Genomic DNA, 23,950 nt, shown 5'->3' on the forward strand with positions numbered 1-23,950 from the left:
ACAATGATTAAAGAGGAACGCATGAGAATTCTGTTACTGGGTTGCGGCAACGTGGGTGCCAACGTCGCCCGCCAACTGGCTGCTCGTCATCCCGAGCTGGACCTGGTGCTCGGCGACCTCAACCTGGCCGCCGCCGAGAAGCTTGCCGCCAAGCTGGGTGGGCGGGTCAGCGCGGTGCGTGCCGATGTGCTGGATGCCGCCTGCCTGGACGCGCTGCTCGACGGTGCGGATCTGGTGTTCAACGCCGTCGGCCCGTTCTACCGCAGCGCCGTGCCGGTGATCGAGGCGGCCCTGCGCATGGGCGTCGACTACCTGGACATCAACGACGACCACGACGTGGCCGAGACCCTGTTCCTCGATCCCAGCTGGCAGCAGCGCGCGCTCGAGGCGGGCGTGCGCCTGATCATCGGCTGCGGCTCCACCCCGGGCCTGACCAACGTCATCGCGCGGATGCTGGCCGATCGTCTGGACAGCGTCGAGGAAATCCACCTGGCCACCGCCGTGCCCTTCGTCCCCGACCTGCTGTCGCCGGCCGTGGTCGACCACATGATGCACATCACCTGCGGCGACGTGGTGCAGTTCGTCGACGGCGAGTACCGCAAGCTGCAAGGTTGGGGTGGTCGTCTGGAAGTGCCTTACACGGCGCCGTTCAAGCACTACCCGGCGTTCTTCATCGGCCATGGCGAGACCGTCACCCTGCCGCACTGCATCCCCGGCCTGAAGCAGGTGAGCAACCGCCTGGGCTTCTTCCCCGAGGCCGGCTCCAAGCTCTGGCAAGCGATGATCGACCTGGGCCTGGGGCGTGGCGAGACCATCGAGAGCCTGGGCATCTCGCCGCTGAAGTTCCTCACCCAGCATCTGTCCAGCCCGGCCGGGCGCGAGAGCCTGAAGATCGATCTGTCCGATGAGCCCTGGGCGGTGGCCATGCGCGTCGAGGTACGTGGCCTGCGCGGCGGCGCGCAGGTGTGCAGTGTGCTCGAACAGCACCTGCAGTTGCCCGTCGAGGAAAGCGAGGACAGCACCGCCGACCCGACCCCGACCTGTGCGCGTCTGGCCATCGAGGCCTGGCTGGAAGGCCGCGTCCAGGGCCAGGGCCTGCTTGCACCGGAGCAGTGCCTGGAGGCAGAGGCCTATGTGCGTGCCTTCTCGCGCGAGACCGGCGCGCAATTCATCGCCAGTGAAACCACCGTGCAGGATGGCTTGCACGCCTGATCCCGACCTTTCAACAAGAGGTCGCCAGCGCGGCCTCGACACAATAAAAAGAGGAAATCATGCACTTGTCCTTACGTCGCACACTTCCCCTGGCCACGGCGCTGCTGCTGGCTTCCCAGAGCACCTGGGCCAACCTGAGCGAGAGCGAAATCGCCAGTGAACAGGCCAAGCTCGGCAACGAACTGACCTGTATCGGCGCCGAGAAGGCCGGCAATGCCGACGGCTCCATCCCGCCCTTCAGCGGGGCCTGGCTGGGTACCCCGCCGGGCGTCCAGTTCGGCGGCGTGGGCAGCCGCCATGCCGATCCCTATGCCGGCGAGAAGCCGCTGTTCACCATTACCGCGCAGAACATGCAGGAGCATGTGGCACGCCTGTCCGATGGTCAGCAGGCGCTGCTGAAGAAGTACCCGGACAGCTACAGCATTCCGGTGTACCCGAGCCACCGCGATTTCCGCCTTGAGGATTATCGCTGCGAGCAGACCCGCAAGAATGTCGGCTTCGCCGAGCTGGAAGACGGCAACATGGGCGTGCGCGCCTACAAGGCCGGTACGCCTTTCCCGCTGCCAAAGAACGGCGACGAGCTGCTGCGCAACATGCTGCTGCCGGGCTACGCCCATGAGGAAGATGCGGTCTACGACCAGGCCGTGGTCTATCCGGACGGCCAGATCGCCTGGGGCCAGCTGCGCATGGAGATTCTCGACCAGACCAGCGGCGAGAAGGATATCGGCAGGCCGACCCACGGCATCTTCGCCTACTCGCTGACCACCATCCTCAAGCCCGAGCGGCAGAAGGGCGAGGTGATGCTGGCGCACACCTACTTCAACGAGGCGAAGAATCCGCAGACCGCCTGGATCTACAACCCGGGTACGCGCCGGGTGCGCCAGTCGCCGGGCTTCGGCTTCGACATGCCGCTGGGTGTCGGCGGCTTCCGCACCATCGACGACGACCGCCTGTTCAACGGCTCGCCCGAGCGCTACGACTGGAAACTGGTGGGCAAGCGCGAGCTGTACATCCCCTATAACGGCTATCGCCTGGAGGCCGAGGGCATCAAGTACGCCAACCTGCTCAAGACCGGCAGCATCGATCCCGGCGTGATGCGCTATGAGGCACACCGTGTCTGGGTGCTGGAGGCCACGCTGAAGCCGGGCTATCGCCACCAGTACGCCAAGCGCGTGCTGTATATCGACGAGGACAGCTGGCAGGCGGTGATGGCGGACAACTACGACGCCCATGGCCAGCTGTGGCGCACCAACTTCCTGAACAGCTTCTACGCCTACGGCGCCAAGATCTTCCATGCCGGTGTCACCGTCTACCACGACCTGGTTTCCGGCGCCTATCTGGCCGACCGCCTGACCCAGGAGATCGACGCTCCACGGCTCAACGGCGACCGCCTGCAGCCCTACATGTACACCACCGAGATGCTGCGCCAGAGCGGCCGTTAACCCGCCGATAGCACCAACCCCAGTCACCCTTGCGTGTGCCGGCCAGCGCCGGCGCACAGGACAGCCGCGTGCCTGAAAAGGCCGCGGCGAACAGGAGAGATCCGAGATGCACAATAAAAAGAACATCGAGGTAAGCCATCAGACACGTCTGCTGCTGGGCCTGCTGGCCCTGCCGCTGGCCCCGTCGGCCCTGGCCGGCAGCTTCGAGCTGGGCGAGGAAATCCGCGCCGACTACCTGGTCAACCTGTCCTATGGCGCGGCCATGCGTACCGAGGATCAGGACGATGCCCTGATCGACGGGCCCATGGATCCGGCCACTTTTCTGCCGACCACGGTCAACAGCGACGACGGCAACCGCAACTTCGAGCGCGGCAGCCTGATCAACAATCGCCTGTCGGTGCTCGCCGAACTCGACCTGAAGTACCGCAACTATGGCGCCTTCGTCCGCGCCTCGAGCTTCTACGACGATGTCTGGCAGCATCGCAACGACAACGATTCGCCGGACACGGTGAACAAGAGCGGGCCGGCCAACGAGTTCACCCGCGATGCACGTGAGGTGGCCGGCAGCCGCAGCCGCTTCCTGGATGCCTATCTGTACGGCAGCTTCCAGACCGGCGAGCAGTCCATGCTCAACCTGCGCGCGGGGCGTCAGGTGGTGCAGTGGGGCGAGAGCCTGTTCTTCCCCAACATCGCCGGGGCCCAGTCGCCGGCCGATGCCACCAAGGCCAACGTGCCGGGCGTCGAGGTCAAGGACATCCTGCTGCCGGTCGGCCAGGTCTTCGGTCAGTGGCAGCTGAACCAGAACTTCGGCCTGTCTGCCTACTACCAGTACGAGTACAAGGCCACCGAGCTGGACCCGGTCGGCAGCTATTTCTCCTACGCCGACATGATCGGCCCGGGTGCCGAGTTCATCCATGCCTTCCCGGGTTTCACCATCCCCGAGGGGGAGGACGACAAGCCGCGTGACAGTGGCCAGTGGGGCCTGAGCGCACGCTTCACCGTGGGTGGGGATACCGAGCTGGGCCTCTACCATCTGCGCTACCACGACAAGAACCCCAACGTGGCGCTCAGCGAGGACTTCAGCCAGTACCGGGTGATCTACTTCGACGATATCGAGTTGACCGGCGCCAGCTTCTCCACCCGCCTGGGCGACTTCAACGTGGCCGGCGAGGTCAGCTACAAGGATGGCGTGCCGGTGCTGGTCGACGGCCCCGTGGTCGGCCCGTCGGCGACCCGCGCCAAGGCCACCCAGGCGCAGCTTTCCACCCTCTATATCCTCGGCCCGCGCTGGTACTCGGACCAGACCACCTTCGTCGGCGAGGTGGCCTACCTGCGGGTCAACTCGGTCGATGACTTCCACACCTCAGACGGCTCGGCCTACGACGACCTCAGCGTCGACCGCAGCGCCTGGGCCTACCAGCTGATGGTCACGCCCTCGTGGAACAACGTGGTCGACGGCTGGGACCTGAGCATGCCGATGTCCTACGCCCAGCAGCTGCAGGGTACCGCCGCGGTGGCCGGCGCCTTCGGCGGCCTGATCGGTGAGGGTGACCGTCGCGCCAGCCTTGGGCTGACCGCCAAGTACCTGAACAACCTGGAGCTGGGGATGACCTACAACGCCTTCCTCGGTGATGCCGACCTGGCCGAGCGGCCGCTGGCCGACCGCGACTATCTGTCGGTCAGCGCCAAGTACAGCTTCTGAGGACTGGGTCATGTTCGATTTGCCTGAGCCGGCCCGAGTGGCCGGCGGGAGGTATGCATGCGTGGACTGCTAGGTCTGACGGTCTCGGTTGCGGTGGCGCTGGCCGGCGTACTGGCCTTCGCTCCGCGTGGCACGCCGCCACAGCCGGAAAGCACAGTGCCGGTGGCGCGCATGCAGTTGTTTGGCATCAGCCAGACCAGTGCCGGCCTGCTGGTGGCCGGCGAGCTGGGCCATATCCGCCTGTCCGCCGATGGCGGGCAGAGCTGGCACGCCGCCGATGTGCAGCCGCAGCGCCATGCCATGCTGACCCGGGTGGTGTTCGCCGACCCGCAGCAGGGGCTGGCGCTCGGTCACGAGGGGTTGATCCTGCTCAGTAACGACGGCGGGCGGCGCTGGCAGGAGCGCGCGTTCAGCGAGGGCGACGGCGATCCGCTGCTGGATGCCGCGCGCCTGCCGTCCGGCGACTGGCTGGTGGTCGGCGCCTTCGGCCGCGTCCTACGCTCGCGCGATGGCGGCCAGAGCTGGAAAAACGAGGCCATCGAGGGGCTGAGCGATTGGCACCTCAATGGCATCGCCGGCTCGGCCGATGGCCAGCGCTGGCTGATCGTCGGCGAGGCTGGCAGCCTGCTGCGTTCGCGCGATGGCGGCAACAGCTGGCAGGCATTGCCGGCCTTCTACGATGGTTCGCTGTATGGCGCCCTGAGCCTGGGCGAGGGCCGCTGGCTGGCCTACGGCATGCGTGGTCGGGTGTTCCGCAGCCTGGACGACGGCGAGACCTGGCAGGCACTGAGCCTGCCCGGGAAGTTCTCGATCTATCGCGCCGAATTGACCGCCGCGGGCCAGCTGCTGCTGGCCGGGCAGGGCGGCGTACTGCTGTTGAGCCAGGATGAGGGGGACAGCTTCAGCCTGCTGCGCGAGGGGCAGGAAAGCATCACCGACCTGCTGTTGCCGGCCCAGGGCCCCTTGCTGCTGGCCAGTGATGCCGGTTTGCGCAGCTTCACTGCGCCCATTCCCAACGAGGTTGTCCAATGAACGCCGTGCATTCCGCGACCCGCCTGGAAGCCCTGATCGATGTCCTGGCGCGTCGCCTGATCGCCAGTCGGCGCTGGCTGGGTCTTGTATTCGTGTTGCTCACCCTGGGCTTGGGCTATTCGGCCCTTGCCACCCGCCTGGATCCCGGTTTCAACAAGCTGATTCCACTCAGCCATCCCTACATGGCCGCCTTCCGCGAGCACGGCGACAGCTTCTCCGGGGCCAACCGAATTCTCGTCAGCCTGCACTGGAAGGGTGAGGGCGACCTGTACAACCCGCAGTTCCTCGAGGCCCTGCGCCAGGTCACCGAAGAGGTGTTCTTCACCCCGGGGGTCAACCGCAGCCGGGTGCGCTCGCTGTTCACCCCCAACGTGCGCTACATCGAGGTGACCGAGTCCGGCTTCACCGGCGACGTGGTGGTGCCTTCGCGCTTCGTCACCGATGCCGACGGCCTGGCGCAGATCCGCTCCAACGTGGCCAAGTCCGGCGAGATCGGCCAGTTGCTGGCCAATGACCTGCGTTCGGCGATGGTTCAGGCCGACCTGCTGGAGGTCAATCCGCAGACCGGGCAGAAGCTCGACTACGCCGCCGTGGCCCGCGCCCTGGAGGCGATCCGCGCCAAGCACAACAGCGAGCTGATCGATATCCAGATCGTCGGCTTCGCCAAGATCATGGGCGAGGTGATGGATGGCCTGTTCGGGGTTATCGCCTTCTTCGCGGTGGCCTTCGTCATCACCGCCGCGTTGCTGTGGCTGTACTGCCGCTCGCTCAAGCTGACCGTGCTGGCTCTGCTGGTGGCCCTGCTGCCGGTGGTCTGGCTGCTGGGGCTGCTGCCGTTGCTCGGCCTGGGGATCGACCCCATGTCGGTGCTGGTGCCCTTCCTGATCTTCTCCATCGGCGTGTCCCATGCGGTACAGATGACCAATGCCTGGAAGCACGCGGTACTGGCCGGCGAGGACTCCAGCAGCGCCGCCGCGAGCGCTTTCCGCGCCCTCGCCGTGCCGGGCAGCGTGGCGCTGCTGGCCAATGCCCTGGGCTTTCTGGTGATCATGCTGATCGACATCCCGATCGTGCATGAACTGGGGGTGACCGCCTGCCTCGGCGTGGCCCTGATGATCGCCACTAACAAGCTGTGCCTGCCGATCATCCTGTCGCACCTGCAGCTGGAGGCCTCCGCCCGCCCGAGTGGCAAGCGCCCGGAGCGTGCCGGCCTGTGGTGGCGGCTGTCGGCCCTGGCATTGCCGCGCCCGGCCCTGGCCAGCCTGGCGTTGATGCTGCTGTTGCTGGTCGCCGGCACCTACCAGGCGCGTTTTCTGCTGACCGGCGATGTCGGCGCCGGCGCCCCGGAACTGCATGCCGACTCGCGCTACAACCGCGACAACGCGGCCATCGTCTCCAGCTACTCGATTAGCATGGATGTGCTCTCGGTCTACGCCGAGACCGAGGCGGGGGAGGAGGCCTGCCTAGACTGGCCGCTGATGAGCGCGGTGGAGCGCTTCGACCTGTATGTGCGCGGCATCGCCGGGGTGCAGTCGGTGAGCACCGTGGCCGGCGGCATCAAGCTGTACACCGCCGCCAACAACGAGGCCAATCCGCGCTGGGCGGCGCTGCAGCGCGCGCCGTCTGCGCTGCGCATCGGTGGCGGCGCGGCCAACCCGGAGCTGGGCCTGAACAGCGAGGGTTGCCGGGTGCTCAACCTGCTGGTCTACCTGGATGATCACCAGGGTGCCACCCTCAACCATGTCACCCGCGAGGTGGAGAAGTTCATCGCCGGCGAGCACACCCCGGGCATCCGCTTCCGCCTGGCCGGTGGCAATGCGGGGGTGGCCGCCGCCACCAATGAGGCGGTGGAACAGGCCGAGGTGCAGATGATCGGTGCGCTGTTCATCGCCATCGGTCTGCTCTGCTGGCTGACCTTCCGCTCCTGGCGCGGGGTGCTCTGCGTGATGGTGCCGCTGATGCTGGTGACCATCCTGTGCAACGCCCTGATGGCGCAGCTGGGTATCGGCCTGAAGGTCGCCACCCTGCCGGTGATCGCCCTCGGCGTGGGGGTAGGGGTGGATTACGGGGTCTACCTCTACGAGCACCTGCAACACGAGATGCGCCACGGCCGTGGCCTGCGCGAGGCCTTCTACCAGGCCATGCGCCAGCGCGGCACGGCCGCGGTGTTCACCGCCCTGACCATGTCCATCGGCGTCGGCACCTGGGCCTTCTCCGCGCTCAAGTTCCAGGCCGACATGGGCGTGCTGCTGGCCTTCATGTTCCTGGTCAACGTGCTGGGAGCGATCTTCCTGCTGCCGGCCCTGGCCGTCTGGCTGGGGGTGGGGGCGACGTCCGCGCGGTCCGGAACCGGGCATGGCTGCGCGATTGCCGAAGACGATGCGCGCCACGGTCGGGTGCAGCGAGTCACTGTCGACGCGTCTTCCTGAGGGCTGCGCCGGGCATCACTTGCGGGTGATGCCCGGCGTGCTCAAGGGCTGTGAACCCACCAGGGCTGGGGCGGAGCTACCGTCATCAGCTGCGAACCAGATGAGAGCTTCGCTATGCCACCCATGCAGAACACGGGCGCAGGGCAAGGCGCTGCCGTCGTCGCGGCGCAGGGCCTGAGCCATTCGGCCGGTGCACAACAACGTCAGGGCTGGGCCATCGCCCTGGGGCTGGCGGTGGTGTTGTGCATCATCTTCGGCACCACGCTCAACTCGCTCAGCGTGTTCACCCAACCGATCACCAGCGCCTTGCGCTGCAGCAACGAACAGGTGGCGCGGGTGGCCACGGCCTTCCTGATCAGCATGACCCTGGCCATGCCCCTGGCGGGCTGGCTGCTCGATCGCATTGCGCCGCGCCCGGTGATGACCGGCGGGGCACTTATCACCGCGCTGGGTTACCTGCTTGCCGGCTGGAGTGCCGACATCGATCAGCTCGCCCTGGCCGTGGCCCTGAGTGGCCTGGGTGTCGGCGCCTGCACCTATGTGCCGGCCATCACCCTGGTCACCCGCTGGATTCCCTACGAGCGCCAGGGGCTGGCCTTCGGCCTGTTGCTGGCCGGGGGCTCCATAGGTGCGATCATCTTCCCCGTGTTACTCACCGAGGTGATTGCCGCCATCGGCTGGCGCGGCGCCATGCAGGGGATTGCCGGGGCGATCCTGCTGTTCTGCGTGCCCCTGCTGCTGTGGACGGCACGCCAGCCATCCAGCCAGGAACAGGCCGGCCAGCCGGTGATGGAAACGACCAGCGGCCATGGCATCGGCCAGGCCCTGCGCCTGCCACGCTACTGGCTGTGGATCGGCATGCAGCTGCTGCTGACCCTGAGCAGCCTCGGCATCTTCATCGCCCTGGTGCCCTACCTGATCTCCGTGGGCTATTCGGCGCAGCAGGCCGCCGGCCTGCTCGCCGCCAGTGCGGCGGCGGCCCTGGTCGGCAACTTTGTCTTCGGCCTGTGCAGCCAGCGCTGGGCGGCCAAGTCCATCCTGATGAGCAGTACGCTGGTCTGCGCCCTGGGCATCCTCTGCCTGCTGGCCGCCGGCGACCCGCGGCTGGGGCTGGCCGCCGTCGTGCTCTTCATCCTGGGCTGGGGCAGCACCTTCACCCTGGTCAACCAGTTCGCCCCCTTGCTGCTGATGGAGGCCACGGGCGCGCGCAACTTCGCCAGCCTGCTCGGCATCGGCAACCTGATCGCCGGCCTGGGCTCGGCCTTCAGTCCGGAAATCGTCGGCTACCTGGTCGACCTTACCCATACCTATACCCTGGCCCTGTTGCTGTGTGCCGGCCTGGCCGCCGCGGCGCTGTTGCCGATTGCCTTGCAGGGGCGTGGCCCTGCGCCGCAGTGATGAGGTGGCGCGTCGTCCACCCGGACTAGGCGCTGCCGACGATTCCTTGCGAAGGGTCTGGCGCCAGACTCTGCGCCATCCCGGGCGGCTTTCTGCCCGCCCCGTTGTCAGCGAGAGAATACGCAGCTATGGAATTCGCGTTCAGCGATGAGCAGGAGATGATCCGCACCTCCGCCGAGGGTTTCCTCGCCGAGGTTTCCGATTCCGCCGCGGTGCGCGCGGCCATGGCCGATGCCCTCGGCCACGATCCGGCGGTGTGGCGCCGCCTGTGCGAGGAAATGGTCTGGCCGGCCATCCATATTCCCGAGCAATACGGCGGCCTGGGCCTGGGCTTCGTCGAGCTGGCCATCCTGCTCGAACAGATGGGCCGGCGGCTGTTCTGCTCGCCGTTCTTCGCCACGGCCTGCCTGGCTACCCCGGCGCTGCTGCTGGCCGGCAACGAGGCGCAGAAACAGCGCTGGCTGCCGCAGTTGGCCGCGGGCAGCCTGAGCGCGACCCTGGCCTACAGCGATGGCCGCGGCTGGGCCCTGGATAGCCTCGGCGCCACGGTGCGCGCCGAGGGCGAGGGCTTCGTGCTCGACGGCGTGCTGCGCCAGGTGGTCGACGGCCATAGCGCCGGTCTGCTGATAGTTGCTGCGCGCACCCCCGGCAGTGGGGGCGAGGAGGGCATCAGCCTGTTCGCCGTGCCGGCCGCCAGCGCCGGCCTGCAATGCGAGGCGGTGCCGACCCTGGACCAGACGCGGCGGCTGGCCGATGTCCGCTTGAATCATCTGTACCTCGATGGCGAGGCCCTGCTCGGCACGTTCGGGCAGGGCGCTGCGCTGCTCGAGCGGGTGCTGCAGCTGGCCTGCGTGGCGCTGGCCGCCGAGCAGACCGGTGGCGCCCAGCAGGCCCTGGACCTGACCCTGGACTACAGCCGCGAGCGCCAGCAGTTCGGCCGGCCTATCGGCAGCTTCCAGGCGCTCAAGCACCGCATGGCGGACATGATGCTGGAGGTCGAGTGCGCGCGTTCGGCGGCCTACTACGCCGCCTGCGTGGCCGAGGAGGCGCTGGCCCTGGGCGGCGACGCGCAGATCGCCGCCGAGCTGCCGCAGGCCGCCGCGCTGGCCAAGGCGCGCTGCTCGGAGGCGTTCTTCCACTGCGCCGCCGAGTCCATCCAGTTGCACGGCGGGGTCGGCTTCACCTGGGAGTACGACCCGCACCTCTACTTCAAGCGCGCGCGAGCCGGCGAGGCCTTCCTCGGCGCGCCGTCCCTGCACCGCGAACGCATCGCCTGCACGCTTCTCGGAGACCTGGCATGAAGATCAGTTTCAGCGACGCGGACGAAGCCTTCCGCGCCGAAGTGGCCGCCTGGATGGTCGCCAACCTGTGTGGCGAATTCGAGCCGCTGCGTTTTCGCGGTGGTCCCGGCGACGAACACAGCTTCCCCGAGGAGCGCAAGGCCTGGGAGCGCAAGCTGGCCGAGGGCGGCTGGACCTGCGTGGGCTGGGCGCCGGAGCATGGCGGGCGTGGCCTGTCGATCACCCAGCAGGTGATCTTCCACGAGGAATACGCCCGTGCCGGCGGGCCCGGGCGCATGGGCCATATCGGCGAAGGCCTGGCCGGGCCGACCATCGCCGCCTTCGGCACGGAGGAGCAGAAGCGCCGCCTGCTGCCGGGTATAGTCGCCGGCCGCGAGTTCTGGTGCCAGGGCTATTCCGAGCCGGGCGCAGGTTCCGACCTGGCCAACGTCAAGACCCGCGCGGTGCTGCAGGACGGCCAGTGGCGGATCACCGGGCAGAAGGTGTGGACCTCGCTGGCCCATGAATCCGAGTGGTGCTTCGTGATCGCCCGCACCGAGCCCGGCAGCGTCGGCCACCAGGGCCTGTCGTTCCTGCTGGTGCCGATGCACCAGGCGGGCATCACGGTGCGCCCGATCGAGCAGCTGACCGGCACCAGCGAGTTCAACGAGGTGTTCTTCGACGACGCACTGACCGATGCGACGAATATTCTCGGCGCCCCCGGTGACGGCTGGAAGATCGCCATGGCTCTGCTCGGTTTCGAGCGCGGGGTGTCCACCCTCGGCCAGCAGATGCTGTTCCACAATGAGCTGGAAGAAATCATCCGTATCGCCAAGAGCAACGGTGCGGCCCGCGACCCGCTGCTGCGCCAGCGCATCGCCCAGGCCTGGGGCGGGCTGCGCATCCTGCGTTACAACTCGCTGCGCATGCTCTCCGGCGCCCAGGACGGCACGCTGCGCCGCGAGGCGATGATCTACAAGCTGTGCTGGGCCAACTGGCACGTCGAGCTGGGCAAGCTGGCGATGGACGTGCTCGGCCCGGACGCCGAACTGCTGCAAGGCGCGCCCTACGAACTGGGCCGCCTGCAGGCGATGTTCCTGTTCAGCCGCTCCGACACCATCTACGGCGGCACCAACGAAATCCAACGCAACATCATCGCCGAACGCGCCCTGGGCCTGCCCCGCGAGCCGCGCGTGCGCGCCTGACCGGAGATTTGCCATGAACATCCCTAACTACGTACCCGGCCACGGCCTGCTGCGCGGCAAATCGGTGCTGATCACCGCCGCCGCCGGCGCCGGCATCGGTTACTCCGCCGCCCTGCGCGCCGCCGAGGAAGGCTGTCGCGCCCTGCTGATCAGCGATATCCACGAGGGTCGCCTGAATGAGGCAGCAGCGAAGATCCGCGAGGCCACGGGCCTGGCGCAGGTCTTCACCCAGGTGTGCAACGTCACCAATGAAGAGCAGGTGCAGGCCCTGGTGGCTGCCGCCGAGCGCGAACTGGGTGGCGTCGACGTGCTGATCAACAACGCCGGCCTGGGCGGTTCGCGCCTGCTGGTGGAGATGGCCGACGAGGAGTGGAACCGGGTGCTGGACGTGACCCTGACCGGCACCATGCGCATGACCCGCGCCATGCTGCCGCACATGATCGAGCGCCGCGCCGGGGTGATCGTCAACAACGCCTCGGTGCTCGGCTGGCGCGCGCAGAAGGAGCAGAGCCACTACGCCGCAGCCAAGGCCGGGGTGATGGCACTGACCCGCTGCGCGGCGGTGGAGGCGGCCGAGCACGGCATCCGCATCAACGCGGTGAGCCCGAGCATCGCCCTGCACGATTTCCTGCGCAAATCCGCACCCCAGGAGGTGCTGGAAAAGCTCGCGGCGAACGAGGCCTTCGGCCGCGCTGCGGAAGTCTGGGAGGTGGCCAACGTGATGATGTTCCTGGCCAGCGACTACAGCTCCTATATGACCGGCGAAGTGCTGTCGGTCTCCAGCCAGAGGGCCTGAGCATGGCGATGATTTTCAGTCATCCCGCCGAGCTGCTGGGCAGCGTCGGCGCCGAGCTGGGCCATAGCGAGTGGATCGTCATCGAGCAGGCGCGCATCGATCAGTTCGCCGAGGCCACCGGCGACCACCAGTGGATCCATGTCGACCCCGTGCGCGCCGCCAGCGGCCCGTTCGGCGCCTGCATCGCCCACGGCTACCTGAGCCTGGCCCTGGTCAACCTGTTCCTGCCGCAGATCGTCGAGGTGCGTGGCATCGCCATGGGCGTCAACTACGGCTGCGACAAGGTGCGCTTCCCCAATGTGGTCAGGGTCGGCAGCCGGGTGCGCGGCAGCGCCAGCCTGGTGGCCGCCGAGGAAGTGAAGGGCGGGGTGCAGGCGACCATCCGCGTCACGGTCGAGATCGAGGGTGAGCAGCGCCCGGGCTGCGTGGTGGACACCATCAGCCGCTACTACCCGGCCTGAGCGCCAGTCCCGTAGCCCGGATGTGATCCGGGGAAGATTTGTTGTCAGGTCGGGAGTGCCCCGGATTGCATCCGGGCTACCGAGCACAAGCTCTTGAGGAATCCCAGATGAAAGAAGCCGTAATCGTATCCACCGCCCGCACGCCGATCGGCAAGGCTTTCCGTGGCGCCTTCAACGACACCGAGGCGCCCGCGCTGGGCGGCCATGTGGTACGCGAGGCGGTGCGCCGCGCCGGCGTCGAGGCCCACGAGGTGGAGGACGTGATCATGGGCGCCGCCGCCCAGCAGGGCACCCAGGCCTACAACCTCGGCCGCCTGTGCGCGGTGGCCGGCGGCCTGCCGGCCAGCGTGCCGGGCATGGCGGTGGAACGCCAGTGCTCCTCCGGCCTGATGAGCATCGCCATCGCCGCCAAGAGCATCATCTGCGACGAGCTGGATATCGCCGTGGCCGGTGGCCTGGAGTCCATCTCGCTGGTGCAGAACAAGCACAAGAACGCCTACCGCAACCAGTCGCAGGTGGTGCTGGAACTGGACCCGACGGCCTATATCCCGATGATCGAGACCGCCGAGATAGTCGCCGAGCGCTACGGCATCAGCCGCGCGGTGCAGGACGCGTACAGCTACCAGAGCCAGATGCGCACCGCCCAGGCGCAGAGCGCCGGGCTGTTCGACCTTGAGCTGGCGCCGCTGGCCAGCCGCCAGGCGATCCTCGACAAGGCCAGCGGCGAGACCCGTTATCAGGAAGTGACCCTGCGCCAGGATGAGTGCAATCGCTCGTCCACCACCCTGGAAAGCCTGCAGGCCCTGGAGCCGGTTTGGCAGGGCGGGCAGTGGACCGGCCCGGGCCGCTTCATCACCGCCGGCAACGCCTCGCAGCTGTCCGACGGCGCCAGTGCCAGCCTGCTGATGAGCGCCAAACTGGCCGAGCAGCGCGGCCTCGCCCCGCTGGGGATCTACCGCGGCCTGGCCGTGGCCGGTTGCAACGCCGACGAGATGGGCATCGGCCCGGTCTATGCGATTCCCAAGCTGCTCAAGCGCCACGGCCTGAAGGTCGACGACATCGGCCTGTGGGAGCTCAACGAGGCCTTCGCCTGCCAGGTGCTGTATTGCCGCGACCTGCTCGGCATCCCGGACGAGCGCCTCAACGTCAACGGCGGCGCCATCGCCATCGGCCACCCCTTCGGCATGTCTGGCGCGCGCATGGTCGGCCACGCGCTGATCGAGGGCAAGCGCCGCGGCGTGCGTTACGTGGTGGTGAGCATGTGCATTGGCGGTGGCATGGGTGCCGCTGCTCTGTTCGAAGTGGCCTAAGGAGAGCCTCATGATCAGTCCGCAACAGATCCAGGCCACCATGGCGCGCTACATCGAGCTGGTCGATGCCGGCGATATCGACGGCATAGTCGCGTTGTATGCCGAGGATGCCCGGGTCGAGGACCCCATAGGCACGCCGCCGCATGTCGGCCGCGCCGCCATCGAGCGTTTCTACCGCGAGGGCCTGGGCCGCGCCCAGGCCCGTGCCCGGCAGACCGGCCCGGTGTCGGCCAGCCATGCCGGTAGCGGCGCCGTGCCCTTCTGCGTCGACCTGCTGCTGGACGGGCGGCCCAGTTCGATCCAGGTGATCGACTTGATGGAGTTCGACGAGCAGGGCCTGATCACATCGATGAAGGCCTACTGGGGCGAGGCCAACCTGGTGGCCCGGGACGCGTCATGAGCCTGGCCGAGCGAGTCGCCCGGCTGGAGGCGCTGGAGGCCATTCGCCAGCTCAAGCATCGTTACCTCAACGCCTGTGACCTGAAGCAGGTGGAGGCGATCCGCGCCTGCTTCGCCGAGGGCGAGATCCTTATCGACTACGGCCCGCTGGGCTGCTTCCGCGAGCGTGACAGCTTTGTCGCGCTGTACCAGCAACTGGCCTGCAACGAACGGGTGATCGACCTGCACCACGGCGCCAACCCGGAGATCGAGTTGTGCGGGGCGGATCAGGCCGAGGGGCGCTGGGCGCTGTACTACTTCAACCTCGACGCCGTGAGCGGCGCCACCCGCCAGCTCGGCGGCTGCTACGAGGACCGCTACCGCTGTATCGACGGCCACTGGCGCATAGTCGAGACGCGCTTTCGCGGTCATTGCACGGTGCTTGGTCGTAGCCTGGAAGCGGGCGTCTAGGGCCGCACTTTCTCCTGTCATTGATATGCGAGGGTTGTTGCATGGAAAAGATCATCTATCTGCTGTGGCGCGACGCCCAGACTGGCCAGGATGCCTTCAACCGCCGCCTGCGCGCGGACATCGCTCCGCGCTTGCAGGCGCTCGGCGTGCACGGCCTGCAGCTGAATCTGGTGGATGCCGAGGTCGAACCGGCCGCCGGCCTGCGCCAGGAAAACAGCCGGCCGTTGCCCGACGCCAGCCTGTCGCTCTGGCTGGACAGTGCCAATGCGGCCAGTCGCAAACCCTACGATGAGGTCATCGCTGCCGCCGTCGGCCGCCTGGCGGCCTATCTGGTGTGCGAGTCGGTGCCGATCCGCAACCGCCGATTTCCGGTGGCGCCGGGCGAACGTACCCCCGGCTTCGCCCAGCTGGCCCTGCTCAGTTGCCCGCCGCGGCTGACCCGCGAGGCCTGGCTGGACATCTGGCGCAACCAGCACACGGCGGTGGCGATCGACACCCAGGACAACTTCCTCTATGTGCAGAACCTGGTGGTGCTGGCGCTGACCCATGGCGCACCGCGCCTCGACGCGATAGTCGAGGAAGGTTTCCCGGCCGATGCCATGCGCGACCCGCAGGCGTTCTTCAATGCCCGTGGCGACGAGAGCAGGTTCCAGCGCCACCTGGCGCAGATGATGGAAAGCTGCCGGCGCTTTATCGACTTCGACAAGATCGACGTGTTGCAGACCAGTCAGTACCGGTTGGCGGCGCCGCTGGTCGACTGAGCGCAGGGCTCGTCCGGGTGGACGATGGCGGGATAGGTGGCGCCTGCGAGTCTGCAGGCGTTACCTAGCCCTTCGTCGAGTGCAGCATGTCCCACGCAGTAGCCTCTGTCAGCGACTTTTCTCCTTCGCCTTTCTCGCGCCTGCGCGGGCGCACCGTGCTGGTCGTCGATGCCACCGCCAGCCGCTCGCGTGCCTGCACCCTGCGCCTGCTGCAGGGCGGCGCCAGCCTGTTGCTGATGGGCCAGCGCGCACCGGCATTGCAGCAGCTGCGCGCCGAACTGCTCGCCGCGGCGCCTGCGGGGAGGGTCGAGTGCTGCGTCGGCGATGCGCGCGAGCCTGCGCAGCTGCGCCTGGCCTTGCAGCATGCCTACGGGATGCAGCGCCGCCTCGACCTGCTGCTGGTGGACGGCACGCTGCGGACCAAGGGCGGGCGGATAGTCATGCGGTGTCCACAGAAGGAGTGAAACATGCAGAACCTGCTCAATGGCAAGACGGCGCTGGTCACCGGCGCCGGTCAGGGGGTCGGCCAGGGCATTGCCCTGGCGCTGGCCGAGGCCGGCGCCCGGGTGGCGCTGGTTGGCCGTACCCGCGCGTCCCTGGAAGGCACCCGGGCGCAGATCCAGGCGCGCGGCGGCGAGGCCCTGGTGGTGCCGTGCGACGTGACGGACGGTGCGGCCATCCTGCACTGCGTCGATAAGGTGGTGGCGGCCTATGGCAGCCTGCAGATCCTGGTCAACAACGCGCAGATAGTCCCGCTCGGGCGCATCCTGGAGGTCAGTGACGAGGCCTTCAGGCAGGGCCTCGACTCCGGGCCGCTGGCCACGCTGCGCCTGATGCGCGCCTGCTACCCCTATCTGAAGGGCGACGGTGCGGTGGTCAACCTGGCCTCCTCGGCGGCGGTGCGCTGGGATGCCAGCGGCTACGGCCATTACGCAGCGACCAAGGAGGCGATTCGCGCCCTCAGCCGCGCCGCCGCCTGCGAGTGGGGCGTGGATGGCATCCGGGTCAATGTGATCGCCCCGCATGCGCTGTCGCCGGGCTTGCGCGGCTGGATGGAGGACAACCCGGAGGAGGCCCGGGACTTCTGCGCCAGCATCCCGCTGCGCCGGGTCGGCGACTGCGAGCAGGACATCGGCCGGGCCGTGGTCTTCCTGGTCGGCGAGCAGGCGGGCTACCTGACCGGCGCCACCCTGCCACTCGATGGCGGCCAGGCCTACTGGGGCTGAAGTTCGTGCGCCGTCGCCCGCAGGCGACGGCGCGCGGGTTCAGATCACCCGCGCCGGATGCTGCTGGCGCGGCGCGCCGAGCATCTCGCGGTAGGACGGCGGCTGGCGCCCCTCGGCTTCGCTGATGCCATAACGCAGCGCCAGCTCGGCGGTGATCAGGGTCTGCCCGGACAGGCTCATGCGCTCGGGGTCGTTGAGCAGGGCGTGGATCACCCGGCCGTTGAACTCCGGTGTCTCGGCGTTGGCCAGAAACGCCTCGTACTGGTCGGCCCGTTCGGCGCCGGCGATGGCGGTGCGCTCGGTGCGCTGCGGGCCGAGCCACAGCGAGGCGGTGCTCACGCTGCTGCCTTCCAGATCCACCGCCATATCGGCGGCGAACTTGTCGACTCCCGCCTTCTGCGCGCCATAGGCCGGGCCGTGCATGTAGCAGCCGGCGCCATAGGAAGAGACGAAGGCGATCAGCCCGCGGCCGTTGCGCAGCAGTAGCGGCGCGGCGTGATAGCTGGCCACATAGGCCGAGCGCAGGCCGATATCGAGGATGTCGACCATCTGCAGCGACTTCTCCCAGAACGGACCGGGGTCGATCAGGTTCTCGTGGATAAAGGCGGCGTTGTTGACCAGCAGGTCGAGGCGGCCCTGCTCGGCCTCGATGCGCGCGAACAGCGCGCGCACCTGCTCGTCGTCGCCATGGTCGCAGGGCACGGCGATGCCCTGGCCGCCGGCGCGGGTCACCGCCTCGGCGGTTTCCGCCAGGCTGCCGGGCAGGATCTGCCCGCGCAGCCGGCTGTTGCTGCGCTCGGCCGAGCGGCCGCTCAGGTAAACCGTCATGCCGGCAGCGCCGAGGGCGATGGCGATGCCCTTGCCGACGCCACGGCTGGCGCCGGTGATCAGGGCGATCTGGGGTTGTGTTGGATTCATTGGGGCATTCTCCTGGTGCGCGCTTCAGTCATTGGCCAGCGCAGGCGCGCCGGTGGGTTGCAGGCTGGCCTGGTGCAGGTGGTTGGCGGCCTGGTAGCCGAACACCATGGCCGGGCCCAGGGTGGCGCCGGCGCCGGGATAGGTTTTGCCCATCGGCGAGGCGGCGCAGTTGCCGATGGCATACAGCCCGGCGATGGCGCTGCCGTCCGCGCGCAGCACGCGGGCATGGGCATCGGTGCACAGGCCGCCCTTGGTGCCGATATCGCCGGCATCGATGCGGATGGCATAGAAGGGCGCCTTGTGCAGCGGCGCCAGGCACGGGTTGGGCAGTACGCCCGGGTCGCCGTAGTAGCGGTCGAAGGCCGACTTGCCCTTGCCAAAGTCCTGGTCGTCGCCGGCCTCGGCCATGGGGTTGAAGCGCGCCACCGTGGCTTGCAGGCCGGCGCCATCGACGCCGATCAAGCCGGCCAGTTCGGCCAGGCTGTCGGCCTTGTGCATGGAGCGGCGCAGGTTCTCGGACAGGCGACTATCGGGCATGGCGTAGCCCGGCAACAGGCCGCCGCAGGGGTACTTGTGGCGGAAGTCGGCGTCGAACAGCATCCAGCAGGGCACGCTGCGGTGGGCCGGAGCATCGTTGCCGTACATGGCGTAGACGATGTCGGTGTAGGGTGCGGCCTCGTTGACGAAACGCCGGCCGGCGGCATCCACCAGGATGCAGCCGGGCAGGGCGCGCTCGACGAAGATCGGGCGCTGGCGATCCTCGCCCTCGACACGGGTGGTCGGCGCCCACCAGCCATGCGCCATCAGCGCGGTGGCCGCGCCGACGCCCTGGCCGGCGCGGATGGCGTCGCCGGTGTTGTTGTGCGGTGGGGTGGCGCTCCAGTCGCACTGGCTCGGCTTGGGCAGGTACTGCGCGCGCATCGCCGGGTCACGCTCGAAGCCGCCGGCCGCCAGGATCACCCCGTGACGCGCGCGGATGCGCAGGCTCTGGCCGTCGCGACTGGCCAGCACGCCGACCACGCGATCACCTTCCACCAGCAGCTCTTCCAGCGCGCAGTTCAGCCACAGCGGTACGTCGCGATCCATCAGCGAGCGGCGCAGGGCGCCGATCAGGGCATTGCCCAGGGTCAGGAAGCGGTCGCGGCGCGACAGCCGGCGGCCGCGCCAGTCGCTCCAGTAGCGCCACATCACCTTGGCGGTCATGCCGATCCAGCCGGGGCCGCGGCAGAGCATGACCCTGGCCTCCTTCATGGTCATCGACATGCGCCCCATCATCAGCGTGGCCGGGGTGGGCGCGCGCATGCGCAGGAACTCTTCACCCAGCTCGCGGGCATCGAAGGGCAGGGGGTCCATGGAGCGGTAGCCGGGTTTGCCGCCGTCGGTTTCCGGGTAGTAGTCGGCGTACTGCGCCTGGGCTTCGAACTGCACGCGGGTGTTATGCGCCAGGTACTCGACCATCCGCCGGCCGTTCTCGACATAGGCGCGCAGGCGCTGCTCGTCGAAGTCCGCGCCGACCACGTTGCGCAGGTAGCGCAGGGCGTCCTCGGGGCTGTCCTCACCGCCGAGGGTGGCGATGCGGTGGTTGTTGGGAATCCAGATGCCGCCGCCGGAAACCGCCGAGGTGCCGCCGTACTGCTCGCTCTTCTCGATCACCAGCACGTCCAGGCCGTGGTCGCGGGCCCGCAGCGCGGCGCACAGGGCGCCCGCTCCGGAGCCGACCACCAGTACGTCACATCTTGCCTCGCCAACCTTCGGGGATTCGTTCAAGGGCCATCTCCTCGTGGACTTCACGCAACTGTCAGGGACCGGGCGAGCTGACTCGCTCCGGGGTATGCGAGCGATTGTTGGTGGGCGCACGGGGGGTGGCATCGTCCGTTGGGACTAGCGCTGGCGCCGCGTCCTGGCGGTTTTTTGGGGCCCGAGGCAGGCCGTTCCTGCTGCTCCCTATGCACGAGGGACCGGGTTCGATGCCCCGAGAAGGCCGCGCTGCGCCTGCCCCTGTCGCCGGCAGCGTCCCGGCGATGGATGAGTGATGCCGGCCTTGTCTGATCGGACGATGTGCGCCCCCTTTCGCCTCGTCAGAGTCCACCTAACCCCGGTGCCGCCGTTCGCTCTGAACGGGCGGGACTGGGTCGATGAGGAGGAATTATGCAGCCAGCCACAACAATCAAAAAAAAATCGACCTTGCACATGCCAGCGCCCGTGAAGGTCGACGTCCGGCACTCGCCCAGTCGTTCGCGCACCTGGTTCGGGCTATTCATCGTCGGATTGGTGGCGATGGGCACGGTCACTTCGTTCCTGCCTCGCCCCAGTCCGGCGTTTTCGCCCAGTACCGCCCAGCCGCAACTCATGCTGATCAATGGTGTGGCGCAACTCGATGGCCAGCGCCTGATCGCCGTCGGCGAGCTGGGGCACCTGTTCTCCAGCAAGAGCCCCGGGCAGCCGTGGCGTGAGGCGGCGGTGTCTCCCCAGCGCGGTTCGAGTCTGACCCAGGTGTTTTTCGCGAGCCAAACGCTGGGCCTGGCGGTCGGTCATGACGGCTGGATCCTGCGCAGCGAAGACGCCGGACAGAGCTGGCAGGAGGTCAACTTCGACGCAGACACCGGCGATGCACTGATGAGTGTGTGGGGTCGTGCGCAAGGCCCGCTGTTCGCGACCGGCAGTTTCGGGCGCTTCCTGGTGTCGAGCGACCAGGGCAAGACCTGGCAGCAATTCGACACCGGCCTGGGCGACCGTCATCTCTACGGTATCGCCGGCGATGGCGGGCAGCGCCTGATGGTGGTGGGGGAGACCGGCCTGGTTGCCCGCTCCGCCGATGGCGGCAAGAGCTGGGAACGTCTCCCCGACTTCTACAACGGCAGCTTCTTCGGGCTGATCGCGCTGTCGGCCAGTGACTGGTTGGTGTACGGCATGCGCGGCAAGGCGTTCCGGACCCAGGACTTCGGTGCAACCTGGCACGAGGTCGATGCCGATACCGCCCTGTCGCTGTACGGCGGCACTCGTACCCAGGATGGCCGGGTGGTGCTGGTCGGGGAAGGGGGCGTGGTCACCGAGTCCCGGGATGCGGGCCGGACCTTCAAGCGCCTGAACGACGGGGGCGGCAGCAGCCTCTCCAGCGTCGCCGAGCTGGCCGATGGCCGGCTGATCTTCACCGGGCAGGCCGGCATCAGCCTGGCCGGTGCACCGGCCGAACCCCAGACCCACTGACACGAGCGGACTCGATCATGAACAACAAGAATGTCCAGTTGGTTGACCGCTGCGCCGACCTGCTCATGGCTAATCGCCGCTGGTTGCTGCTTCTGTTCATCCTGTTGACCGGGGTATTCGCCACGACTGCCACGCGCATCAAGCTGGACCCCGGCTTCTACAAGATGATCCCACTGCAGCACCCGTATATGCAGACCTTCACCGAATACCAGAAGGCCTTCCCCGGGGCCAACCGCGTGCTGGTAAACCTGCGCTGGAAGGGCGAGGGCGACATCTACAACCTCGAATTCCTCAAGGCCCTGCGCGAGGCGACCGACGAGGTCTTCTTCATTCCCGGTGTCGATCGCACCCGCGTGTCCTCCCTGTTCACCCCCGATACCCGCTTCATCGAGGTCACCGAGCAGGGATTCTACGGCGACGTGGTGGTGCCGGCGCGCTTCGCCGGTACGCCACAGGACCTGGCGCTGGTGCGCCGCAACGTGGCGCGTGCCGGGGTCATCGGCCGCCTGGTGCAGGGTGACCTGCGTGGCGCGCTGATCCGCGCCGACCTGCAGGAAATCAACCCCGAGACCGGCGCGAAGGTCGACTACGTGGAAATCGCCAAGGCGCTCGAAGCGGTGCGCACCAAGTACGCCAGCGAGCAGATCGAGGTCAACATCATCGGCTTTCCGGTGCTGATCGGCGATGTCGTCAGCGGCCTGTCCGGGGTGTTCGTGTTCTTCCTGCTGGCTTTCGCCATCACGGCGGCGCTGTTGTTCGCCTACTGTCGCTCGCTGCGCATGACCCTGCTGGCCCTGGTGGTGGCCGTACTGCCGGTGATCTGGCTGCTCGGCCTGCTGCCTCTCTTGGGCTACGGCATCGATCCGATGTCGATTCTGGTGCCCTTCCTGATCTTCTCCATCGGCGTCTCCCATGCGGTACAGATGACCAACGCCTGGAAGCTGGAGGTGCTGGAGGGGGCGGACTCGCTGGCCGCGGCGCACAGCTCGTTCCGCCGCATCTTCGTCCCGGGTGCCCTGGCGCTGTTGGCCAACGCGCTGGGCTTTGCGGTGATCATGCGCATCCAGATCGACAGCGTGCGCGAGCTGGGCATCACCGCCTGCCTTGGCGTTCTGCTGATGATCATCACCAATAAGATGATGCTGCCGATCCTGCTATCCGGGATGCGCCTGGAGCGCTCCGCATACCGTACCGGCACCCTGGCCGGCAAGCGCAACCCCTTCTGGTGGCGGCTGTCGGCCGTGACCCGGCCGGGCACTGCGCTCCTGGTTGCCGCGGTCTGTCTGGGCCTGCTCGGCGTAGGGGTTGTCGAGTCGCGCAAGCTGGTGGTCGGCGATATCGGCAGCGGCGCGCCCGAGTTTCGCGAGGATTCGCGCTACAACCGGGATAACGCCAGCATCGTCGGCAGCTACGCCATCGGTGTGGACGTGCTCAGCGTGGTGGTCGAGGCCAAGGGCTTCGAAGGCGACGCCTGCCTGCATTACTCGGTGATGAATGCGGTCGACCGCTTCGCCACCTTCATGCGCGGCGTGCAGGGGGTACAGTCGGTGGTCAGCGTGCCGGACATCGCCAAGGTGGGCATCAGCGCCAACAACGAAGGCAACCCGCGCTGGGCGGCGCTGCCGCGCAGCAGCCAGGCCCTGCAGCAGGGCGCAGAGGCCTACAACCCGGACTTGGGCATGAATACCCAGGGCTGCACGGCGATGCAGGTGCTGATCTATACCAAGGACCACGAAGGCGCGACCCTCCATCACCTGACCGAGGAGATCAAGCGCTTCATCGCCGAGCAGCCGAAGACCGATGAGGCCGGCCGCGCCGTCGAGTTCCAGGTGGCGGACGCCTTCCGCCTGGCCGGCGGCAACGCCGGGGTGATGGCGGCGACCAACGAGGCGGTGGAGCAGGCCGAGGTGGAGATGCTGGTGGCGATCTTCGGCGCCATCACCCTGATGTGCTTCCTGATGTTCCGCTCCTGGAAGGCCGTGCTGTGCATCATCGCGCCGCTGGCGGTGGTGTCGGTGCTGTGCAACGCGCTGATGGCCATGCTGGGCATCGGTCTCAAGGTGGCGACCCTGCCGGTGGTGGCCCTGGGGGTCGGGGTGGGGGTCGACTACGGCATCTACCTGTTCGAGCGGGTCAAGCACCAGATCGAGCACGAGGGCCAGGACCTGCGCATGGCGTTCTACGAGGCCATGCGCCAGCGCGGCACGGCGGCGATATTCACCGCGGTGACCATGTCGATCGGGGTGGCCACCTGGGCATTCTCGCCGCTGAAGTTCCAGGCCGACATGGGCATCCTGCTGGCCTTCATGTTCCTGGTGAATGTGTTCGGCGCCGTGCTGCTGCTGCCGGCCCTGGCCTGTTGGCTGAACGTGGGTGGCGAGCGCCACGCGAGCAAGCTGCCCACCGTACTGCCATCCGCCTGAGTGCCGCCCGGGCTGCCCATGGCGGGCAGCCCTCGGCATTTCCAATCACTCCGAGTCCGCGCCAGTACGAGGCGCAGAGGGGGATTTCGTGCGCGCAAAAGGTGCTCTTGCTCAAGCGTAAAGCGCTCGATCTGCCTAGTCCGAACTAGGTATGTGAGCGTTTTTTGGGCAGGTAATCATGCAGTTACTCGACCTGAGCGTGCGCTTGTCGAGACTGCAGCCAACGACCGTGCGCCTTGCAAGAGACCGGTCTGCCGAGATGCAAATGGCGTATCAGACAACAACAACCAAGATCCTCC

General features: G+C 67.7%; 20 protein-coding genes. 18 read left to right on the forward strand and 2 right to left on the reverse strand.

Annotation, left to right across the window (positions count from 1 at the left end):
• Nucleotides 1-21: 21 nt before the first annotated feature.
• The 16 genes from GV001_RS11480 (at nucleotide 22) to GV001_RS11555 (ending at nucleotide 17,103) form a co-directional block, all read left to right on the forward strand.
• Nucleotides 22-1,212 carry a saccharopine dehydrogenase family protein gene (locus GV001_RS11480; protein WP_160079886.1) on the forward strand — a complete coding sequence of 397 codons (1,191 nt, stop codon included), beginning with the start codon at nucleotides 22-24 and terminating at the stop codon, nucleotides 1,210-1,212.
• Nucleotides 1,213-1,271: 59 nt separating this feature from the next.
• Entirely contained in the window at nucleotides 1,272-2,654 is a 1,383-nt protein-coding gene (locus tag GV001_RS11485) for a DUF1329 domain-containing protein (RefSeq protein ID WP_160079888.1), read from the forward strand.
• Nucleotides 2,655-2,760: 106 nt separating this feature from the next.
• Entirely contained in the window at nucleotides 2,761-4,356 is a 1,596-nt protein-coding gene (locus GV001_RS11490) for a DUF1302 domain-containing protein (protein WP_160079890.1), read from the forward strand.
• Between the two features lie 57 nt (nucleotides 4,357-4,413).
• On the forward strand, nucleotides 4,414-5,388 hold the full coding sequence (locus GV001_RS11495; RefSeq protein ID WP_160079892.1) for a YCF48-related protein: 975 nt from the start codon (nucleotides 4,414-4,416) through the stop codon (nucleotides 5,386-5,388).
• Entirely contained in the window at nucleotides 5,385-7,817 is a 2,433-nt protein-coding gene (locus GV001_RS11500; RefSeq protein WP_160079894.1) for an RND family transporter, read from the forward strand. Before GV001_RS11495 ends, GV001_RS11500 begins: the two co-directional genes overlap by 4 nt.
• A gap of 114 nt (nucleotides 7,818-7,931) precedes the next feature.
• Nucleotides 7,932-9,215, forward strand: coding sequence for an MFS transporter (locus tag GV001_RS11505; RefSeq protein ID WP_218583010.1), 1,284 nt, complete (start codon nucleotides 7,932-7,934; stop codon nucleotides 9,213-9,215).
• Nucleotides 9,216-9,343: 128 nt separating this feature from the next.
• The gene (locus GV001_RS11510) at nucleotides 9,344-10,516 is read left to right on the forward strand and encodes an acyl-CoA dehydrogenase family protein (RefSeq protein WP_160079896.1); all 1,173 of its coding nucleotides are present in this window, start codon (nucleotides 9,344-9,346) and stop codon (nucleotides 10,514-10,516) included.
• A complete protein-coding gene (locus tag GV001_RS11515) occupies nucleotides 10,513-11,700 on the forward strand; it encodes an acyl-CoA dehydrogenase family protein (RefSeq protein WP_160079898.1) in 1,188 nt (395 codons plus the stop codon). Before GV001_RS11510 ends, GV001_RS11515 begins: the two co-directional genes overlap by 4 nt.
• 13 nt (nucleotides 11,701-11,713) lie before the next feature.
• Nucleotides 11,714-12,496 (forward strand): SDR family oxidoreductase, encoded by a 783-nt coding sequence (locus GV001_RS11520; protein WP_160079900.1) that lies wholly within the window; start codon nucleotides 11,714-11,716, stop codon nucleotides 12,494-12,496.
• A gap of 2 nt (nucleotides 12,497-12,498) precedes the next feature.
• Nucleotides 12,499-12,957: a MaoC family dehydratase gene (locus GV001_RS11525; protein WP_160079902.1), complete on the forward strand. Its 459-nt coding sequence runs from the start codon at nucleotides 12,499-12,501 to the stop codon at nucleotides 12,955-12,957.
• Between the two features lie 107 nt (nucleotides 12,958-13,064).
• A complete protein-coding gene (locus GV001_RS11530; RefSeq protein ID WP_160079904.1) occupies nucleotides 13,065-14,267 on the forward strand; it encodes an acetyl-CoA C-acyltransferase in 1,203 nt (400 codons plus the stop codon).
• 10 nt (nucleotides 14,268-14,277) lie between these two features.
• On the forward strand, nucleotides 14,278-14,667 hold the full coding sequence (locus tag GV001_RS11535; protein ID WP_160079906.1) for a nuclear transport factor 2 family protein: 390 nt from the start codon (nucleotides 14,278-14,280) through the stop codon (nucleotides 14,665-14,667).
• Complete coding sequence (locus tag GV001_RS11540; RefSeq protein WP_160079908.1) at nucleotides 14,664-15,116, forward strand: nuclear transport factor 2 family protein; 453 nt, start codon at nucleotides 14,664-14,666, stop codon at nucleotides 15,114-15,116. The genes GV001_RS11535 and GV001_RS11540 overlap by 4 nt, the downstream gene beginning before the upstream one ends.
• Nucleotides 15,117-15,157: 41 nt before the next feature.
• Nucleotides 15,158-15,877 (forward strand): EthD domain-containing protein, encoded by a 720-nt coding sequence (locus GV001_RS11545; RefSeq protein WP_160079910.1) that lies wholly within the window; start codon nucleotides 15,158-15,160, stop codon nucleotides 15,875-15,877.
• An 86-nt stretch (nucleotides 15,878-15,963) separates the two neighbouring features.
• Nucleotides 15,964-16,341, forward strand: coding sequence for a hypothetical protein (locus GV001_RS11550; protein ID WP_160079912.1), 378 nt, complete (start codon nucleotides 15,964-15,966; stop codon nucleotides 16,339-16,341).
• Between the two features lie 3 nt (nucleotides 16,342-16,344).
• Nucleotides 16,345-17,103, forward strand: coding sequence for an SDR family NAD(P)-dependent oxidoreductase (locus GV001_RS11555; protein WP_160079914.1), 759 nt, complete (start codon nucleotides 16,345-16,347; stop codon nucleotides 17,101-17,103).
• 39 nt (nucleotides 17,104-17,142) lie between these two features.
• On the opposite strand, the gene GV001_RS11560 is transcribed toward GV001_RS11555, so the two are convergent.
• Both GV001_RS11560 and GV001_RS11565 read right to left on the reverse strand, forming a co-directional pair.
• Nucleotides 17,143-18,021, reverse strand: a complete 879-nt coding sequence (locus GV001_RS11560; protein WP_160079916.1) for an SDR family NAD(P)-dependent oxidoreductase — start codon at nucleotides 18,019-18,021, stop codon at nucleotides 17,143-17,145.
• A 24-nt stretch (nucleotides 18,022-18,045) separates the two neighbouring features.
• Nucleotides 18,046-19,788: an FAD-dependent oxidoreductase gene (locus GV001_RS11565; protein ID WP_256664905.1), complete on the reverse strand. Its 1,743-nt coding sequence runs from the start codon at nucleotides 19,786-19,788 to the stop codon at nucleotides 18,046-18,048.
• Between the two features lie 381 nt (nucleotides 19,789-20,169).
• Between GV001_RS11565 and GV001_RS11570 the strand changes: the two genes are divergently transcribed.
• On the forward strand, nucleotides 20,170-21,228 hold the full coding sequence (locus tag GV001_RS11570) for a YCF48-related protein (RefSeq protein WP_160079920.1): 1,059 nt from the start codon (nucleotides 20,170-20,172) through the stop codon (nucleotides 21,226-21,228).
• A gap of 17 nt (nucleotides 21,229-21,245) precedes the next feature.
• The gene (locus tag GV001_RS11575; RefSeq protein WP_218583012.1) at nucleotides 21,246-23,651 is read left to right on the forward strand and encodes an RND family transporter; all 2,406 of its coding nucleotides are present in this window, start codon (nucleotides 21,246-21,248) and stop codon (nucleotides 23,649-23,651) included.
• Nucleotides 23,652-23,950: the final 299 nt, after the last annotated feature.

Source organism: Pseudomonas sp. 8AS (assembly GCF_902506505.1).
Lineage (GTDB): Bacteria > Pseudomonadota > Gammaproteobacteria > Pseudomonadales > Pseudomonadaceae > Aquipseudomonas.

Coding starts and splice junctions, on each gene's coding strand:
- GV001_RS11480 (WP_160079886.1), top strand. CDS start 22: ATGAGAATTCTGTTACTGGGTTGCGGCAACGTGGGTGCCAACGTCGCC.
- GV001_RS11530 (WP_160079904.1), top strand. CDS start 13,065: ATGAAAGAAGCCGTAATCGTATCCACCGCCCGCACGCCGATCGGCAAG.
- GV001_RS11510 (WP_160079896.1), top strand. CDS start 9,344: ATGGAATTCGCGTTCAGCGATGAGCAGGAGATGATCCGCACCTCCGCC.
- GV001_RS11555 (WP_160079914.1), top strand. CDS start 16,345: ATGCAGAACCTGCTCAATGGCAAGACGGCGCTGGTCACCGGCGCCGGT.
- GV001_RS11545 (WP_160079910.1), top strand. CDS start 15,158: ATGGAAAAGATCATCTATCTGCTGTGGCGCGACGCCCAGACTGGCCAG.
- GV001_RS11540 (WP_160079908.1), top strand. CDS start 14,664: ATGAGCCTGGCCGAGCGAGTCGCCCGGCTGGAGGCGCTGGAGGCCATT.
- GV001_RS11560 (WP_160079916.1), bottom strand. CDS start 18,021: ATGAATCCAACACAACCCCAGATCGCCCTGATCACCGGCGCCAGCCGT.
- GV001_RS11495 (WP_160079892.1), top strand. CDS start 4,414: ATGCGTGGACTGCTAGGTCTGACGGTCTCGGTTGCGGTGGCGCTGGCC.
- GV001_RS11505 (WP_218583010.1), top strand. CDS start 7,932: ATGCCACCCATGCAGAACACGGGCGCAGGGCAAGGCGCTGCCGTCGTC.
- GV001_RS11570 (WP_160079920.1), top strand. CDS start 20,170: ATGCAGCCAGCCACAACAATCAAAAAAAAATCGACCTTGCACATGCCA.
- GV001_RS11490 (WP_160079890.1), top strand. CDS start 2,761: ATGCACAATAAAAAGAACATCGAGGTAAGCCATCAGACACGTCTGCTG.
- GV001_RS11550 (WP_160079912.1), top strand. CDS start 15,964: ATGTCCCACGCAGTAGCCTCTGTCAGCGACTTTTCTCCTTCGCCTTTC.
- GV001_RS11520 (WP_160079900.1), top strand. CDS start 11,714: ATGAACATCCCTAACTACGTACCCGGCCACGGCCTGCTGCGCGGCAAA.
- GV001_RS11575 (WP_218583012.1), top strand. CDS start 21,246: ATGAACAACAAGAATGTCCAGTTGGTTGACCGCTGCGCCGACCTGCTC.
- GV001_RS11535 (WP_160079906.1), top strand. CDS start 14,278: ATGATCAGTCCGCAACAGATCCAGGCCACCATGGCGCGCTACATCGAG.
- GV001_RS11515 (WP_160079898.1), top strand. CDS start 10,513: ATGAAGATCAGTTTCAGCGACGCGGACGAAGCCTTCCGCGCCGAAGTG.
- GV001_RS11500 (WP_160079894.1), top strand. CDS start 5,385: ATGAACGCCGTGCATTCCGCGACCCGCCTGGAAGCCCTGATCGATGTC.
- GV001_RS11485 (WP_160079888.1), top strand. CDS start 1,272: ATGCACTTGTCCTTACGTCGCACACTTCCCCTGGCCACGGCGCTGCTG.
- GV001_RS11525 (WP_160079902.1), top strand. CDS start 12,499: ATGGCGATGATTTTCAGTCATCCCGCCGAGCTGCTGGGCAGCGTCGGC.